Origin of the sequence: Jannaschia sp. W003 (genome assembly GCF_025144335.1) — a bacterium.
In the GTDB taxonomy this organism is placed as follows: Bacteria; Pseudomonadota; Alphaproteobacteria; order Rhodobacterales; family Rhodobacteraceae; genus Jannaschia.
On the sequence record NZ_CP083539.1, the window covers coordinates 1,767,407 to 1,783,211 of the forward strand.

14 protein-coding genes and 2 pseudogenes are annotated in these 15,805 nt (G+C 67.8%); 11 read left to right on the forward strand and 5 right to left on the reverse strand.

All coding sequences use genetic code 11. From position 1 onward, the window contains the following. Positions 1-27: 27 nt before the first annotated feature. Entirely contained in the window at positions 28-384 is a 357-nt protein-coding gene (locus tag K3554_RS08655) for a hypothetical protein (protein ID WP_259939236.1), read from the reverse strand. Positions 385-592: 208 nt separating this feature from the next. Here K3554_RS08655 and K3554_RS08660 point away from each other — a divergent pair, with 208 nt between their 5' ends. The 8 genes and pseudogenes from K3554_RS08660 (at position 593) to K3554_RS08695 (ending at position 7,766) form a co-directional block, all read left to right on the forward strand. Next, positions 593-1,708 carry a helicase RepA family protein gene (locus K3554_RS08660; RefSeq protein ID WP_259939238.1) on the forward strand — a complete coding sequence of 372 codons (1,116 nt, stop codon included), beginning with the start codon at positions 593-595 and terminating at the stop codon, positions 1,706-1,708. Between the two features lie 624 nt (positions 1,709-2,332). Then, complete coding sequence (locus K3554_RS08665; protein ID WP_259939240.1) at positions 2,333-2,656, forward strand: hypothetical protein; 324 nt, start codon at positions 2,333-2,335, stop codon at positions 2,654-2,656. 705 nt (positions 2,657-3,361) lie between these two features. Beyond that, complete coding sequence (locus K3554_RS08670) at positions 3,362-4,357, forward strand: AraC family transcriptional regulator (RefSeq protein WP_259939242.1); 996 nt, start codon at positions 3,362-3,364, stop codon at positions 4,355-4,357. A 98-nt stretch (positions 4,358-4,455) separates the two neighbouring features. Beyond that, on the forward strand, positions 4,456-5,292 hold the full coding sequence (locus K3554_RS08675) for an NmrA family transcriptional regulator (RefSeq protein WP_259939245.1): 837 nt from the start codon (positions 4,456-4,458) through the stop codon (positions 5,290-5,292). A 23-nt stretch (positions 5,293-5,315) separates the two neighbouring features. After that, entirely contained in the window at positions 5,316-5,786 is a 471-nt protein-coding gene (locus K3554_RS08680; protein WP_259939248.1) for a DUF1772 domain-containing protein, read from the forward strand. 601 nt (positions 5,787-6,387) lie between these two features. Continuing rightward, positions 6,388-6,900, forward strand: a pseudogene (locus K3554_RS08685) (hypothetical protein); the annotation flags it as partial. Positions 6,901-7,155: 255 nt separating this feature from the next. Further along, positions 7,156-7,380 (forward strand): transcriptional regulator/antitoxin MazE, encoded by a 225-nt coding sequence (locus K3554_RS08690; RefSeq protein WP_259939251.1) that lies wholly within the window; start codon positions 7,156-7,158, stop codon positions 7,378-7,380. Next, positions 7,377-7,766 (forward strand): type II toxin-antitoxin system death-on-curing family toxin, encoded by a 390-nt coding sequence (locus tag K3554_RS08695; RefSeq protein ID WP_259939254.1) that lies wholly within the window; start codon positions 7,377-7,379, stop codon positions 7,764-7,766. Before K3554_RS08690 ends, K3554_RS08695 begins: the two co-directional genes overlap by 4 nt. Positions 7,767-7,820: 54 nt before the next feature. On the opposite strand, the gene K3554_RS08700 is transcribed toward K3554_RS08695, so the two are convergent. The 3 genes and pseudogenes from K3554_RS08700 to K3554_RS08710 form a co-directional block, all read right to left on the reverse strand. Continuing rightward, a complete protein-coding gene (locus K3554_RS08700; RefSeq protein ID WP_259939257.1) occupies positions 7,821-8,240 on the reverse strand; it encodes a hypothetical protein in 420 nt (139 codons plus the stop codon). A 325-nt stretch (positions 8,241-8,565) separates the two neighbouring features. Continuing rightward, positions 8,566-9,015, reverse strand: a complete 450-nt coding sequence (locus K3554_RS08705) for a hypothetical protein (protein ID WP_259939259.1) — start codon at positions 9,013-9,015, stop codon at positions 8,566-8,568. Positions 9,016-9,215: 200 nt separating this feature from the next. After that, positions 9,216-10,233, reverse strand: a pseudogene (locus K3554_RS08710) (IS3 family transposase). Between the two features lie 294 nt (positions 10,234-10,527). Here K3554_RS08710 and K3554_RS08715 point away from each other — a divergent pair. From K3554_RS08715 to K3554_RS08725, 3 genes are all read left to right on the forward strand, one after another. Then, on the forward strand, positions 10,528-11,508 hold the full coding sequence (locus K3554_RS08715) for an alpha/beta fold hydrolase (protein WP_259939261.1): 981 nt from the start codon (positions 10,528-10,530) through the stop codon (positions 11,506-11,508). A gap of 145 nt (positions 11,509-11,653) precedes the next feature. After that, complete coding sequence (locus K3554_RS08720) at positions 11,654-12,808, forward strand: class I SAM-dependent methyltransferase (RefSeq protein ID WP_259939264.1); 1,155 nt, start codon at positions 11,654-11,656, stop codon at positions 12,806-12,808. Further along, on the forward strand, positions 12,805-14,055 hold the full coding sequence (locus K3554_RS08725) for an MFS transporter (RefSeq protein ID WP_259939267.1): 1,251 nt from the start codon (positions 12,805-12,807) through the stop codon (positions 14,053-14,055). The genes K3554_RS08720 and K3554_RS08725 overlap by 4 nt, the downstream gene beginning before the upstream one ends. A gap of 150 nt (positions 14,056-14,205) precedes the next feature. Here K3554_RS08725 and K3554_RS08730 read toward each other — a convergent pair whose 3' ends face one another. Next, a complete protein-coding gene (locus tag K3554_RS08730) occupies positions 14,206-15,372 on the reverse strand; it encodes an oxidoreductase (protein WP_259945860.1) in 1,167 nt (388 codons plus the stop codon). Positions 15,373-15,805 lie beyond the last annotated feature (433 nt).

Here is a 15,805-nt window from a genome sequence, read left to right on the forward strand (position 1 = left end):
CGCGCGTCCCGGGGCGAATGGCGGCCGTCAGACCTTCTCGAGCCAGTGTTCGAAGTCGCCCGTGCGCACCCGGCGAAGGCCGGGCGCGAGGGCCACCGTCGGCAGGCGTCCCGCTGCGAGGTGGCGTCGCCAAGTTCGCGGCGATCGGCCCAGGGGGTCGGACGCGGCGCAGTCTGCGGCCGTGAGGAGCGGCGCGCGCAGCCGAGTGCGATCCATCGGATGGACGGAGGAGAGCCCCTCCACGGCCCACACGTCGTCCCACTCCCATCGCCGCCCGCCGCCGTGGGGGCGCGCGCCGCTCGCGCGCAGGAGCCGCCGTGCGGTGTCAGGGTGCACCGCCCAGTGGCGGGCGATGCGGGAAAGCGTCTCGGTTCTCAACTCCATGGGCCATCTCCTTCTGGTCGGAAGGGAGTTAGGTCCCCGCGATGGCCGACGGAAAAATGCGTTGGCCGGCCCCCGGCGGCAGAGCGGCGGCACGGATGGACGGACGGCCCCTTAGGGGGGCCGTCCGTCCATCCGTGCCGCCGTCCGAACTTTCGTTTTGGTGTCCGGCGAGAAGGATCGATGTCCCTGTCAGAAAGGAGACAACGACATGTTTGACATACTGACGGAAGACACGGCGATGGACGGGATCGAGGCTGCGGGGAACAACCCTGCGCCGGTCCGCGCGCACGGTTTCCAGGCGGAAGCGCCACTGCGCCGAGAGCGACGCTTGAAGAGCAGCTACACCGTCAAGGGGCTCCTTGGCGGCGCCGGCACGGTGTCGGTGCTGGTCGGTGCGCCGGGGAAGGGCAAGTCGACCGCGGCGATGGCGATTGCGGTTCGCGTCGCTGACGGCACGTCGGTCGGTCCGATGTTCGTCCGGCAAGGCGCCGTGATGTATCTGGCGTGCGAGGCCTACACGAGCACCGAGCGGCGACTGGAAGCCTGGCGCGACGAGGTGTGCGCGGACATCCCCGTCCACATCGCGAGGGGCAACCTGCACCTCGACGACACCCAGAGCGTTCTGCAATTCATCGCCTTCGCAGAAGGCTACGTCGCGAAGGGCGGCGAGACTCTGCAGCTCGTCGTCATCGACACGCTCGCCGCAGCGTTGTCGCCCGATGCCGACGAGAACCACGCCGGAACGATGGCCCTCGTTGCCGCCAACTTGCGACGGATCGCCGAGGAGCTGCGCGTCCACGTTCTCACCCTGCACCACCCCGCAAAGTCGGGCGGGGCCGGGGGGCGGGGAAGCTCGGCGCTGAACGGTGCGGTGGATACGACCCTCATCCTCGAGCGAGAGCCCAGCAAGCGCACGGCGCATATCAAGGCCGAGAAGCAACGCGATCTCGCCGACGACACCAAGCTTGCCATGGACCTCGAGCCCGTCGTCCTCGGGCGGGATCAGGAAGGAGATGAGGTGACGACCGTCCGGGCCGTGTGGCGTTGCCCTGATCCCTCTAAAGAAGATTCCGAGAAGAAGGCAGGGGCCGACAAGGAGTGGCGCTTCAAGGACCTCTCCGTGGTGATCTGGGTTTGCCTCCAAGCATCCTTGTCGCGACCCATGACCCCGGCGCAGATCGCAAGCCTGATCCCCGCGGAGGCGGAGTTCCGCGCGCCGTGGAAAAAGGAAACCTTGGAGCGCCATGTTCGCGATCTGCTTGGGCAGATGGAGAAGGACGGCGCGGTGTGTTGCGTGGGCAAGCAGTGGAAGCTCGCGACGTAGCGGCGCTGGAGGGGGCTAACCCCACGGTGGCCGAAGGATGCCGCCGTGGGGGACGAGCAGGCGAACTCATGGCCGAATGACCCAAACGATCTGGCCAACTCAGGCGATGAGGGCGGGTGAGCGCCCGAGTATGATCGCGCCGGCAAAGCCGTTTGGTGGCCAAACCGGGTGATTGACAGCCATATCAACCATGGCCGGTTTTACGCTATAACGTAGTAAAATCTGCGCTCGGCTCATTAACCAGGGGTAGATACTGGTTCGCTTCGTATCGATGCTGTTCCGTGATGGACTGCGACATATCGCTTGCCGAGACCCCTGTCGCCGCGGAGGTGGTAGTGGGCAAGAACCGCGCCCTGTCGGAAGCGACCGCCTGATGGCGTTCATATGTGTATGCCCCCGCTGCCGTCTTCTAAGTCTATGGCGATCGGATCGCTTCTCCGGCGGACAAGCCGGCAAGTCTGCATGCACCTTGGGTAAACTCTGTCGACATGTCCTCGACACAAGCAGTGTGGCCTCAAGGCAACGACTCCGTGCCATCGTTGAAACCTGGCAGCAGGGGCTGCCATGCACCTCTAAATTCCCCTTCCACGACCGCGATCAACGCGGCGGCAGAGAGGTAAGGCAATGACACAACCCGAATTCGTCCTCGAGCAAGGCACTCTGCGCAACATGTTTGCGATGATCGGTAAAATTGAATCGTTGACCAGCGAAAAGCGCAGGGAACTGGAAGTCCTTATGCGCCGCGCTGGGATACGTATCGAGGGCACGAAACTGATCCTACCACTTCAAGCTGGAGACATTACGAGGGAGGACACGAACATGCTTCGACGCGGGCTAAAGTCGGCTGTGGAGTTGAAGCGATTGCGTAATTCCGAAGGGGATGGCTACGCCAAGGTGGGATCTTCAGTTGGAGATGTTCCTGACGACTGTTGCGAGCAATACGAGTAGGGTTATTCCCGCGATCCGCAATGGCTCATGGTAACAGGCCGATGCGTCAAGCGTCGGCTCCCCGTGCCCGCTACTGCATCCTGAGCGAAAGTTTCATTGATAGTTAAACCGTGCCATAGCTGCGGCGATGTCCTTCCACATCCGTTTCACCCTAAGATCGAACGTAGAACGCCCCACTCTGCAAGCATGGCCCACTATCGGTCTGGAACGCGTATACGGCAAATTTCCTTCGCGTAGTTCTATCCTTACAATCCGATTGTGTCGCAGGTGGACGACGCCCAATAACTCGGCGTTGTCTCGAACCGTAGACCGGGGACCGTGACGCTGTGGAATCCGGCCCCGCCCTGCGTAGTTCCCAGTGCGGGTTGCCTCGGGGTTCCTATTTGGAACGCCGACAAGGGTGCGCCCGACCGCGCAAACGCGGTTCGAGCGCAGGCCGGGCGTTCTCCACGGTGCCGGGCATACCTGCGATGGCGCCCCGGCGCCGCGCCGGGTGCGACCCTACGCGAGGCCGAACTGAGCTTTGATGCCCCCAATGAACTCGGCGTCGCCCTGTGCCGAGCGTGGGGCCATGGATTGTCGAGCATCTTCGCCGGCCGTGTATCGCAGGCGCAGGCCGCCGTCGGTGGCAGCTTCCCAGATCGCTTCGGAGACGACCACATGACCGCATAGGCAAGCTGAGGTAAACTTCCCTGCGTGGGATCCGTGACGTCAGTCTATGTGCACAAGGTGGTGGCCGCCGTAGGTGGTGCGGCGGGACCTGCCTATCTGCGCTCGGTCGGCTTGGATCCCAAGGCGCCGGCCGACGTGGGCACCATGATCGATGCGGACGCCTACTACGGCCTGCTCGAGCGAATAGCGCACGACCTGCCCGACGCGGCCGATTTGCCGTTGCGCGTGGGAGCAACGATGCGCTGCGATGACTATGGCGCGTTCGGGCTGGCGTGGAAGACGGCGCCGACCCTGCGCGACTCCTTCCGCCGTGCGCAGCGCTACTGGAGGGTGCTGACCTCCGTGGCGGAGATCGAAATTCGACCCGAGGGCGCGGGCGTCTGGTTTCTTTTGCACCGTGCGGGCGCACGGCGGCTGGGCCTGCGCCTGTCCAACGAAGCGACGCTCGCCTCGGCGTTAACGATCATGCGCGAGGTCGCGCCCGGCTCGGTGCAGCCGACCGAAGTGCACCTGCGCCATGCTTCGCCGTGCCCGTCCCGCGGCTATGCGATATGGTATGGCTGCCCGGTGACATGGGGTTCGGACCGCGACGGTCTGTTGCTGACGGCGGAACTGATCGACCGACCGAACCGGCTGGGGGACGCGGGCCTGTCGGCATATCTTGACGCTCAGCTTGACCGCGCGCTGGCTCGAATACGGTCGGGGGGCGACGACCTCGCTTCGGCAGTCCGCCGCACAATCGAGCGCTCGTTAAGCGACGGCGTCCCTGTCCTGGCCAAAGTTGCAGCGGCGATGGGCCGGTCGGAACGCTCGTTGCAACGGGCGTTGGCCGCCGAGGGGCTGTCCTTCCGCAACCTGGTGGATGGGGTCCGCCGCGACCTCGCGGAGGGGTTGCTGGTGAACTCCGACTACGCCCTTACCGAGATTGCCTTCCTCGCAGGCTTTTCCGAGCAAAGCGCGCTGAGCCGCGCGTTTCGCCGCTGGAACGGCGTCACGCCCGCAACCTTCCGCGCCGCCCGCCGCGCTTGACGTCCCGCGTCAAGCCAAGGGCGGGGTGAGTCAATCCGCGGGGCCGGTAGGAACGGCATCTTCTTCGCGTCGACCTCGACGCAAGAAAGGAGAACCCCATGACCGATCCCCGACCCACCCTTGTGATCGGCGCCACCGGCAAGACCGGCCGCCGCATCGCCGACAGCCTCCAGGCCGACGGCCTGCCCGTGCGCCGCGCCTCCCGCGGGGGGGGCACGCCCTTCGACTGGGAGGACCACGAGACCTGGAAGCTCGCGCTCGACGGTGCGCGGGCTGCCTATGTCAGCTACTTCCCCGACCTCGCCTTTCCCGGCGCAGTGGAGGCCGTGGGCGCCTTGGCCGAGACCGCCCGAGCGGCGGGCGTCGAGCGGCTGGTGCTCCTGTCGGGCCGGGGCGAGCATCACGCCCGGATGGGCGAAGAGGCGGTGCTGGCGGCGGGAGTGCCCACCACGCGGCTGCGCTGCGCTTGGTTCGCGCAGAACTTCTCGGAAGGGTATCTTCGCGATCCGATCCTCGCGGGCGTGCTGCCCATGCCCGGCGGAGATGTGGCCGAGCCGATCCTCGACGTGGATGATATCGCCGAGGTGGCGATCGAGGCGCTACGCTTCGACAGCGACGAGAACCGATTCTACGAGCTGACCGGCCCCCGCCTGATGACTTTTTCGGAGATGGCCGACACGCTGTCGGCTGCGACGGGTCGTCCCGTTCGCCACGTGCCCATCAGCTTCGAGCAGTTTCACGAGGGGCTCGCCCAAGGTGCGGGCGCCGTTGTCGCCGATGTCTTCACTGCCATTGCACGCGAGACTCTGGATGGGCGCAACGCGCAGATTTCCGATGGGGTGGAGCGGGCACTGTGCCGCCCCGCGCGGGACTTCGCTCTCTTCGCCCGCGACGCCGCCCACGCGGGCGCGTGGGACCTGGCCGGCGCGGCATGATTGCAGGGTGAGGAGATGCAAATATGGACCCTTGGCTTCTCGTCCTCACGCAGTTCGCCGTGCTGGCCTATTCTGCGCTCGGTGGCGTTTTCCTTGCCTTCTCAGACTTCATCATGCGGGCGCTCGCGCGCAGTCCCGGTGGAGCCGAGGCGATGCAGTCGATCAACCGGGAGGTCTTCCGCATCGTTTTCATGGCGCTGTTCCTCGGTATGGTGCCCGTCTCGGTCCTGCTGGCCGTGGGCGGCTGGCTTGCCGCACCAGATCCGACGCGATTCGTTGCGGCCGCTGCGCTCTACGTCGGCGGATGCTTCGCGGTGACGGCGGCGGGCAACGTGCCGCTGAACGACCGGCTTGCCGGCATAGACGCGACCACGCCGGAGGGCCGCGACTGGTGGGCCACGGTCTACGGCCCCCGCTGGACGCGGCTCAACACCGCGCGGACCATCGCATGCATCGCCGCCGCTGCGGTTCTGATCGGCGGGCTTGGCAGTTAATTTAGCCCCGCCGCCAGCTCGCGGCTGCGGTATTGCTGGAACCGCTCGCGACCGGTTTGGTAGCGAACGCTACCGAGGACGTCGCGGCTTGCCCGATCGGAGCACAAACTCCGTGTTCCTTGGACCTCGGTATAAGAACGGCGCTCCTATTCTCGGTCTGACGCGCTGCGCTTGGAGGTCGCTCGGAGCATGACGTCGATCTTGCCGCGGAGCATATCGTTGGTTGCAGGAAGCACCTCTTCCACGAGATCGGTGATCGAAGCTCGATCTTCGGGAGAAGAGGGTATCCGCTGAAGAAGCGATGCCCAGCGTCCACCAGTGGAGGCCTTCGGGTTTGGGGCCCGGCAGAAGTGTAAGCCCTGTATCGCGCATCGAGGCCGCGCGCGTTCAATATCTCCGGCGTTCGCCAAACCTGCGGAGAACGCCACAGCGTTTTTGGCCCACTCCTTCGTCGCCGCGCGCCTCGGCGGCCGCGCTTTCGTCGTCCACGCTTGGAACGCCACGAGTCGTTCGCGCTGATCGAGTTCGGGCTGTGCGAAGATCCGGACCGGGCGTTGTGGTCCCGCAAGCAGGACACATTACGCGAAATCGCGGGTAGCCCTCGCCGGACATGAACAGCCTCGTGGCGCTCGGCACGCTGGCGGCCTGGGGCTACTCCGCCGTCGCTCTCCTCCTGCCAGGGCGGTTCCCCGAGGGCACGCGCGCCGTCTACTTCGAGGCGGCCGCGGTGATCGTGACGCTGATCCTGCTTGGGCGCTGGCTCGAGGCGCGCGCCAAGGGCCGCACCGGAACTGCGATCGTGCGGTTGGTTGACCTTAGCCCGCGCACCGCGCTGCGGGTCCGGGACGGGCGCACCGAGGAAGTGCCGCTGGAAGCGGTGGTCGCGGGCGTGTCGGTGCTGATCGTGGCCTGCCCCTGCGCCATGGGCCTTGCCACGCCGACGTCGATCATGGTGGGCACCGGACGCGCTGCCGAGACGGGGGTGCTGTTCCGCCGCGGCGACGCGCTGCAGGCGCTGGGACAGGCCCGGGTGGTCGCCTTCGACAAGATCGGGACCCTCACCGTCGGGCGCCCCGAGCTGAACGCTCTGGCGCCCGCTCCGGGCGTGACGCGCGCCCGTTCTGCCGGATGGACCTCCGACGTTGTCTCGGGCGGGGCCTGCATTCTCGATGCCAACTGCGGTGGCTGCGTGCACTGCCGCTCAACCGACCCGTTCCCCCCGCGGTGATCTTTCACGTGGCCATGCACCACGACGGGGCCGGCCAGTGAAGCTCAGGGACTGTCGCCACAGACCTGCGGGCCGGTGGTCCACCAACTTGTCTCCGCTCGAACATTACGTATATACGTCGGTGTATATGAGGGACTTGCGATGATCGAGACCAAGATCCGCCGCGTCGGCAACTCCGCGGTCATGACGCTGACCACTGAGATGCTCGCGATGCTCGATGCCAAGGAGGGCGACACCCTCTTCGTCGTGCGCGGCGACGACGGCACCCTTCGCGTGATGGCCCACGACCCTTCCGTGGCTGAGGCGTTGGCCGCGGCCGAGGTGGTGATGGACGAGAACCGCGACCTCCTGCAGGCGCTCGCTTGACGGCGCCCATCTGGGTGCCCCTCGCCGCCGTCGTCGTGATCCACGACCGCCAGATCGCCCGCCACGGCGGGGCGCCCGGCCTGCGCGACCGGGGGCTTCTGGAGATGGGCTGTGCGCGCGCCGTGAACCTCGCGGCCTACGACGATGCGGCGGGCTTGGCAGCGATCGCCGCGGCCTACGCGTTCGGAATTGCCAAGGCCCATGCGTTCGTGGACGGCAACAAGCGCACCGCCTTCGTGACGGCCCTCACCTTTCTGCGCCTCAACGGCCATGCCTTCCGTCCCGACCCCATAGAGGGGGTGCGAGTGATGGAAGGTCTGGCGGCGGGGGAGGTGAGCGAGGCGGACTTCGCCCGGTGGCTGGCAGCGGGGATGCGCCCGATCTGAGGGGCGACCACGGGTCCAAGGCGACGATGCCGACGAACCCGAACGGCATCGAACTCACGCTGCCTCGACCGTCCGTCGTGTCCTCTTGCCCGGCCGCAGGATCCGCTCGGACTCGATCTCCGCGGCGGCATGGTCGTGCGCCGAGGCATCAGGGCCCAGGTCTGCGAAGAGATCGAGGACCCGCATGACCCGGCCCACACGGGTCGCGCACGCCCCGTGCAGAGCGGCCACGTGCTTCGGCGTGTGGCCGTGGTTCCACCGGGTTTTCGGCCAGGCCCGCGACGGCGCTCGGATGCGGTCGCATGCGAGGCAGTGCTCGTCGATCTGGAAGCGGCCGGCCTTGTCCCAGGTCCCGGCGGGATGGTGCACACGCCGCTTGCGCAGCCACGCCTCGCGGCCGGCGTCGAGGGTGGGTTGGTCGTAGCCGGCGAAAGCGGCGGCGGCGAGAGCGGCGTCGAGTGCGATTGGGGTCATTCTGAACTCCTCGTTGTGGTGGCGAGGAGATCAGGTCGTCCGCTGGTGGGCAGAAATTGCGCGCAGAGGATTGCGCGGTGCCGCGAGCGAAGCGTGGAACGCGCCATCGATTGCGCCGGTGCGCGATCGCGACCACGGACTTTCCGGGCTCGGCCGCGCGCCGTGCCGCTTTCGCGAAGGCAGTGGTCTTTCCGCCTCCTGAAGACAGAACGTGGAGCTTCGCCAAGCACCGGCGGCGTAGACTGCGGAGATGTCGTCCGGATCGCACGCCTGATGATCGCAGCATTCGCACGCCGCGGATATGCGTCCCCGCGGGGACACGAGCTCAGCGGATGGTCAGCGAGGCGGCCTCGAGGACTTCTTGCACCCGGCCTTCGCGCAGCGCCTCGACAGGCGCCTGGCCGTCGAAAGCGTGGTGCGGGCGCTTGAGGAAGAGCCACGCGGTGGTTGCGGACCCGCTCGCGATGCGAAGCACGTCCGCGACACCGGGCAGAACCTTGCCGCCCTCGAACTGAGCGACAGGCACGATGAGACCGCGCTTTTCAGAATCTAACACGACGATTTGTCTGTCTTCGCGCCAGCGCTCGATCGTCGCGAGATCGACCCCGAGGGCCTGGATGGCTTCGGGCAGAGAGTAGAGCTTCCCGAAGACCTTCTCGGGCGAGAGGGGCTTCTTCCCGGCAAGCATGCGGCGCATGTTCTCGCCAGGCGGCAGGGACTTAGACAGGCGTTCGCCCTGGATGTCTGAGCCAGTCGCCCAAGGATACTTCTTCACCGGATCCTCCCGCTCTTACGCGGCCGCGCTCATCCACTCCGCGGCTCAGTCTTCGTTTTGCGCTTCCGCTTCTCGCATCGAGCCACGGACTGCAAATAATGGATCAGGTGGAATCGCAGTTTATCCTCATCGATAAGACCTGATTTGAGCCCTGACTTTCCTCCAGCGGCGGGGAGAGTCCTGGGGTTGATGTCTGCGCTCTACGCGGCCTTGTCGTCCAGTCTGATCTGCGCGGCGAACTCGGCCGGCGGGACATGTCCCGAGGCCGAATGCGGGCGGCGGATGTTGTGGTCCTCCCGCCAGGCCCGGATCGCGCCCCTCGCCTGGCGGAGATCGCTGAACAGCGTCTCGTTCAGCAACGCGTCGCGCAGGCGCCCCTTGAAGCTCTCGACGAAGGCGTGTCTCGGGTGGACTTGCCTGGCGCGATGGTCCGCGACGTGGCCGCCATCGGTCCGAAACTCATGGCGGACGCCAGGCGATCTCGGTGCGCTAACACCGGGTTCAGGATCGCCATAGAAGTAAACTCCGCTCCGTTCTCCGAGACCGCGGTCGCGGGCCTGCCCCGGACGGCGATGATCGCGTCCCGCTCGCGGGCGACCCGTGCCCCCGACAGCGACGTGTCGGCCACCAGGGCCAGGCATTCCCGGCTGGAGTCGTCGACCACGGCCAGAAGGCGGAACCGCCGCCCGTCCGTGAAGGCGTCGCCGACGAAATCCATCGACCAGCGCCGGTTCGGCCCGTCGAGCACGACCATCGGCCTGCGCGCGCCGAGCGCGCGCTTGCGACCGCCGCGCTTCCTGAGCTGCAACCCCTCCTCGCGGCAGGGCCGCCGGAGCGTCTCAAGGTTCATGGTGATCCCCCGGCGGCCGAGCATCACGTGGATCCTCCGGTAGCCGAAGCGACGCCGCTCAACGGCCCGCCGCCTTCATGGCATCCCTGGCCTCGGCGTCGTCGGGGCGGATGCTGCGATACCGGATGCTCGACCGGTCGAAACCCGTCGCCGCGCATGCCCGCCGCTGGTTCACGCTGTGCGCCTCGCGCAGATGGACCACGACCGACCTCTTCGCGCTCGCCCTTGTCCTCGAACCAGTGTCCTCGAACCAGTGTCGGACAAGGCTCGCCCTCCAGGCCGCCATGCTTGGCCTTCCATTCGCAGAACGTCGCTGAGCCGGCACCGTGGTTCCGGCAGACATCGGCGGTCGCCACGCCGCTCGGCATGGCCTCGAACCGATGGCGGGCTCATGCCTCGCCCTGCTCCTTCGGCATCGCGATGATCCGCTCCTCGTTGGACCTCGATCTCCTCATCCGTCCATCTCTTTCGTCGGGACAGACTCTACCCGAATCTGGGGGGGAAACGTGGCTTAGGTCAACCGCGCCCGAACGATAGGGCACGTCGGTCGGGCATTGTGCTATGCATTTGGCATGATGCGCATCCGCCAGAACCTGCGGTTCCTTCGGTCCGACGATGGCGTCGGGCTTGCCGTTGCCCTGAACGGGCATGGAAGCCCCATCGTGCGCGTGGCGCATTGGCTGAGCCATGTCGAGCACGACGCCGCCTCGCCGGTCTGGGCGCCGTGGCTCGAGGAGGTCGGGCGGATCGCGACCTACGTGCGCTATGACCAGCGGGGCTGCGGTCTGTCCGACCGCGGCGTGGCGGACGTGTCGCTCGACCGGATGGTGGGCGACCTCGCCGCAGTGATCGACGGGCTCGGGCTGGAGCGGCCCGTCTTGCTGGGCATGTCGCAGGGCGGGGCCATCGCGGTGCGCTACGCTGCACGGCATCCGGACCGCGTGGCCGGGCTGGTGCTGCTCGGGGCTTATGCGCGCGGGCTGCGAGCCCGGGGCGGTGGCGCGGAGGCGGATCGGGAGGCGGAGACACTCGTGAACCTCGTCCGGCTCGGCTGGGGGCGGGACAACGCGGCCTTTCGGGCGGTGTTCACGGAGCTCTTTATCCCAGGCGGCACCCCGACTCAGCACGAGTGGTGGACGGAACTCGAACGTTTATCGGCCCATCCTGAGGACGCGGCGCGCATCCTTCAAGCGCTGCAGGTCATCGACGTAACCGAGGACGCGCGTGCGTGTGATGTGCCGACGCTGGTGGCGCATATGACCGGCGACGCGCGTGTGCCCTTCGAGGAGGGGCGTCGCTTCGCGACGCTCCTGCCGCGAGCGCGCTTCCTGCCGCTCGAGGGGCGCAACCACGTGCCACTTGCGGGCGAGCCCGCCTTCGACGTCTTCCTCGCGGAGTTGCGCGCCTTCCTGGCCGAGCTGACGCCGCAAGGGGCGAGCGGCGGCTTCGCCGACCTCACCGCAGCCGAGGCCGCCGTGCTTCGGCTCGTGGCCGAGGGTCTGGGCAACGACGCCATCGCCGCGCGGTTGGCCAAGAGCGCCAAGACGGTGCGCAACCAAGTCTCCCAGGCGATGCAGAAGATCGGGGCCCCGACGCGCGCCGCCGCCGTCGCGATGGCCCGCGACGGGCTGCCGCCGGGCTGATCCGCGGCCCTCGTGGGACGTCCGTCCCATGGGGGCGGCGCCTGGACAGCGCCTGACGGGCGACGGCGGGACATCCGCCTCATGCGCGTCCGTGCCGGTGGACCGATCCTGGTAGCATGGAATTGGATCGGAACGGGAGGAAGCCATGACGACGGCGGGAACGAACATCGACCCGAAGGCGCCCTCGGGCAACGATCACAAGACCGAGCCCCGGAGCGCCGCCACGCTGGCGGCCGCGTCCACCGACCCGGATCCGGATCGGCTCAACGCCCTGATCGGCCAACTGCTGGCCGATCTCGGAGGCGCTTTCTCGGTGCCGTTGGTGCGCATCGGCGACCAGCTCGGCCTCTACGGGCATCTCCGCGACGGCGGAGGTTTGAGAGCGGACGAGTTCGCCGCGCGATCCGGGATCGCGCCGCGCTACGCCCGCGAATGGCTGTCCGCCCAGGCCGCCTCCGGCTACGTGAGCTACGACGACACGTCCGAATGCTTCTCGCTCTCGCCCGAGCAGGCGATGGTGTTCGCCCGGGACGACAGCCCGGTGAACCTTCGCGGCGCTTTCGACCTCGCGGCGGCGATGCACGACAACACGCCGATGGTCCTCGACGCGTTCCGCACCGGCGAGGGCGTCGGCTGGGGCGACCAGGCGGGCTGCCTGTTCTGCGCAGTGGGCAAGTTCTTCCGGCCCGGTTACGTGAACAACATTGTGAGCCGGTGGCTGCCGACGTTGGATGGCGTCGCCGAGCGCCTGTCCCGCGGCGGGACGGTGGCCGACGTGGGCTGCGGGCATGGCCATTCCACGGTTCTCATGGCCCAGGCCTTCCCCAAGGCGCGCTTCAAGGGGTTCGACTTTCACGAGGGGTCGATCGCGGAGGCGCGCCGGCAGGCGGAGGCCCACGGCGTCGCCGACCGCGTGACGTTCGAGGTCGCCTCCGCCACGGATTTCCCGGCTGGGGGCTACGACCTCGTCACCCATTTCGACTGCTTGCACGATCTGGGTGATCCGCGCGGCGCGGCGCGGCGGGTGCGCGAGACGCTGGCGGACGACGGCGTCTGGATGATCGTGGAGCCGATCGCCGGCGACCGGCTCAATGACAACCTGAACGCCGTCGGACGGCTGTTCTACTCCGCCTCGACCATGGTCTGCGTGCCCACCTCCCTGGACCAGGAGGTGGGCGAGGCGCTCGGCGCGCAAGCCGGTGAGGCCCGGATCGGCGCCATCGCCCGCGACGCCGGCTTCACGCGCTTCCGCCGCGCCACCGAGACGCCGTTCAACATGGTCCTGGAGGCGCGGCCGTGAGCGCGCCCGCGATGCCGGGCGGCGCGCCGTCCCATCGCGGGCACTGGAGGCTCGCTCTCGCCTGCGCTCTGATCCTCGCGCTGGCGATGGGGGCGATGGTGAACGGCCTGACGGCTTTCGTCGTCCCGCTGGAGGCGGCGCATGGCTGGTCGAGGGGCGAGATCGCGCTGATCAACACGCTGGGCATCCTGGGCCTCGCGCTCGGCGGCTTGCCCATGGGGGCGCTGGCCGACCGGATCGGCACGCGGCCCGTGGTGCTGGGTGGGGCGATCGTGGTCGGCACGTGCTACCTGCTCGCCGCGCTGGCCATCGCCTTGTGGCAGTTCTATGGGTTCATGTTCGTGGCCGGCTTCTTTGGGGCGGCGGCGATTTTCCCGCCCGTCATCGCCTATGTCGGACGCTGGTTCGCGGCGGGCGGGGCGGGGCTCGCCATCGGTGTCGTGTCGGCCGGTCAGGCCTTGGGGCAGGGCGGCGTCCCGTTCGCTTCCTCCCTCGCGATCGAGCGCATCGGGACCGCCGCGACCTTCGCCGCGACGGGCGTGCTGATGCTGGTCCTGCTGGTCCCCCTCGCCCTGACGCTGCGTCCGCCCCCGCCCTCCGGCGCGAGCAACGCGACGGCGAGGGCGGGCTACCCGCCCTTTCACGTCGTCGTGCCCGCGCTCTGCCTCGCGATCGTCCTGTGCTGCACCACGATGTCGGTGCCGCTCATGCACCTCGTGCCGCTCGTGCAGGACCGCGGACACGCGGCCGAGGAGGCGGGCGGCGTGGTGTTCGCCATGCTACTCGTCGCCATCCTCGGCCGGGTCGCCTTCGGCAAGCTCGCCGACGTGATCGGCGCGCTGCCCGCCTACATGACCGCGACCGCATGGATGGCGGCGCTGGTCTACGGCTTCGTGCTGCTCGAGGACGCCGGCGCCTTCCTCGGCTATGCGATCATCTACGGGTTCGGCTATGCTGGCGTCATGACGGGCGTCCTGGTCTCCATCGGGGCGCTGACGGCACCCGAACGGCGGGGCATGGCGATCGGCGTTGTCACCATGTTCGGCTGGTTCGGGCACGCCAATGGCGGCTTCCTGGGCGGCGCGCTCTTCGACGCGACCGGCGGCCACGAGGTGGCGTTCGGCATCGCCGCGGCAACGGGCCTTGCGAACCTCTTGGTCGTGGGAACGCTTCTCCTCTGGGTGCGCCGCGACCGCACTGGCAGAGATGAGTTATACCGAGCCCATCTGATCGGACCGACCCACTAACCGCTCGGTCACCAAAAAGGTGTGAGACTATCATTCGTCAGGCAGCCTGCGGGCGGCGGCTATATCACCGCCCTCAATCCTCCACCTGACCGTTGGCTTGTCACAAGATCGGCGTAGTCGCGGAACAAGACCGTGTCCCGGCGTTCCGCATTATTCGAACGTCCTTCGCCAGATATCGGCGCGACGCTCATCACGTGCCTCGTAAGCCGCGATCACCGTGTCCAGTGTCGTAGGATCGGGAAAGGGACGATCCGCGCCGAGGGCGGTCAGGCACATCGTGAACCATGCGGTCACGCCCCCTTCGGGCGGGGCATCGAAGCGGGGGAGCGCGGGCTCCGCGCGCTCGCCCCGGCGCCAGAGCGAGGGCAGGGCGGGCTCCAGCGCGAGGGCGCGAGCCAGGCCGACCACGTCCACCACGCCGCTTGCGACAGCCTCGGACGCCTGCGCCAAGGTCTTGAACCCGCCGGTCGCCATGAGCGGCGTGCGCGTCGCGTCCTGCGCGCGCCGGGCGAACTCGAGGTAATACGGCCCCTTGCCGCCGCTGTCCGAGGCAGACTTCGCGCCCGGAAAGTAGGTCCCGCCGCTGATGTCGATCAGGTCGACCGCGCAGGAATCGAGTGCAGCCACGACGGCGAGCACGTCGTCCTCGCCGAGGCCGCCCTCAAACTGGTCCGTAGCATTGATCTTAATGGCGATCGGCATGGCGGGGCCGATCGCCGCGCGCACGGCGTGGATGACCTCCAGCAGGAGCCGCATGCGGTTCTCGATGGGGCCGCCGTAGTCGTCGTCCCGCCGGTTGAAGAGGGGCGAGAGGAACTGACTGAGGAGGAACCCGCGCGCCGCGTAGATCTGCACGCCCGTGAAGCCGGCCGCCCGGGCGAGCGTCGCGGTCTGCGCGATCTGCGCGATCTGCGCCGGCAGGGCCGCGATCTCGCCCGGGGTCAGCGCGGCGGCCCGCAATCTTGGAAGGTCGAGCGCGCTCGGCCCCTTGGGGGTGCTGGTCGGCGGACAGGCCATCGCGCCGGCATGTCCGATCTGAGGCCAGAAGTGCGCTCCGCCGGCCGTTCCGCGCCGCGCCACCTCGCGGAAGCGATCGAGATTGGCGTGCCGGTCGAGCACGAGGTTCCCGGGCTTCTCGGCGAACGCCGGAAGGGCCTGCACCTCGCCGACGATCGACAGGCCGACGCCCCCCTCGGCCCAGCGCTCATAAAGCCGCGCCTGCGCCGCGGTCGGATGGCCGGCGCCATCGCCAAAGGAGTCGGACATCGCTGACTTCGCAATCCGGTTCCGCAGCGTGGCGCCGCACGGGAGGACCAGCGGATCGAAGAGGGGGCGGCCAGGTCGGGCGTCCGGGGGGTCCTGCTTGCTGCGGCGCCAGGCGGGGGCGTTTCGTTCGAGGTCTTATCAGTCCCGTGCAGTCGCAACCATTCGAACGCGCGATCCCGGCACTGGATATGTGCGCAGTTGCCTGTGCCTACCGCGAGGCCGTCCGCATCTACACCGAGCTGTCGTCGTCATTCATCGTCAGAGCCAATCGAACGAACGATCCGGACCAAGCGAGCGAGTTCGGCGAGCATGGATACTGGAAGGATAGGAAGCCGTTTTTCGTCGCATATTCTTCGCGCGGAAGTTTCGGATCGGCATCGCGACCTGCGCTACATCCTCTGTTGAGCGGCCGAGTAGACCGAAGTTCCCTGGGCTGCTCGGCCGAAGAGTGGTGCAAAATTCTTCAGTCCTGCACCAACGGCGG

What these genes read in the sequence shown, in the direction of transcription:
- K3554_RS08655 (WP_259939236.1), bottom strand. Translation starts at nt 384, where the DNA reads ATGGAGTTGAGAACCGAGACGCTTTCCCGCATCGCCCGCCACTGGGCG.
- K3554_RS08660 (WP_259939238.1), top strand. Translation starts at nt 593, where the DNA reads ATGTTTGACATACTGACGGAAGACACGGCGATGGACGGGATCGAGGCT.
- K3554_RS08665 (WP_259939240.1), top strand. Translation starts at nt 2,333, where the DNA reads ATGACACAACCCGAATTCGTCCTCGAGCAAGGCACTCTGCGCAACATG.
- K3554_RS08675 (WP_259939245.1), top strand. Translation starts at nt 4,456, where the DNA reads ATGACCGATCCCCGACCCACCCTTGTGATCGGCGCCACCGGCAAGACC.
- K3554_RS08680 (WP_259939248.1), top strand. Translation starts at nt 5,316, where the DNA reads ATGGACCCTTGGCTTCTCGTCCTCACGCAGTTCGCCGTGCTGGCCTAT.
- K3554_RS08690 (WP_259939251.1), top strand. Translation starts at nt 7,156, where the DNA reads ATGATCGAGACCAAGATCCGCCGCGTCGGCAACTCCGCGGTCATGACG.
- K3554_RS08700 (WP_259939257.1), bottom strand. Translation starts at nt 8,240, where the DNA reads ATGACCCCAATCGCACTCGACGCCGCTCTCGCCGCCGCCGCTTTCGCC.
- K3554_RS08720 (WP_259939264.1), top strand. Translation starts at nt 11,654, where the DNA reads ATGACGACGGCGGGAACGAACATCGACCCGAAGGCGCCCTCGGGCAAC.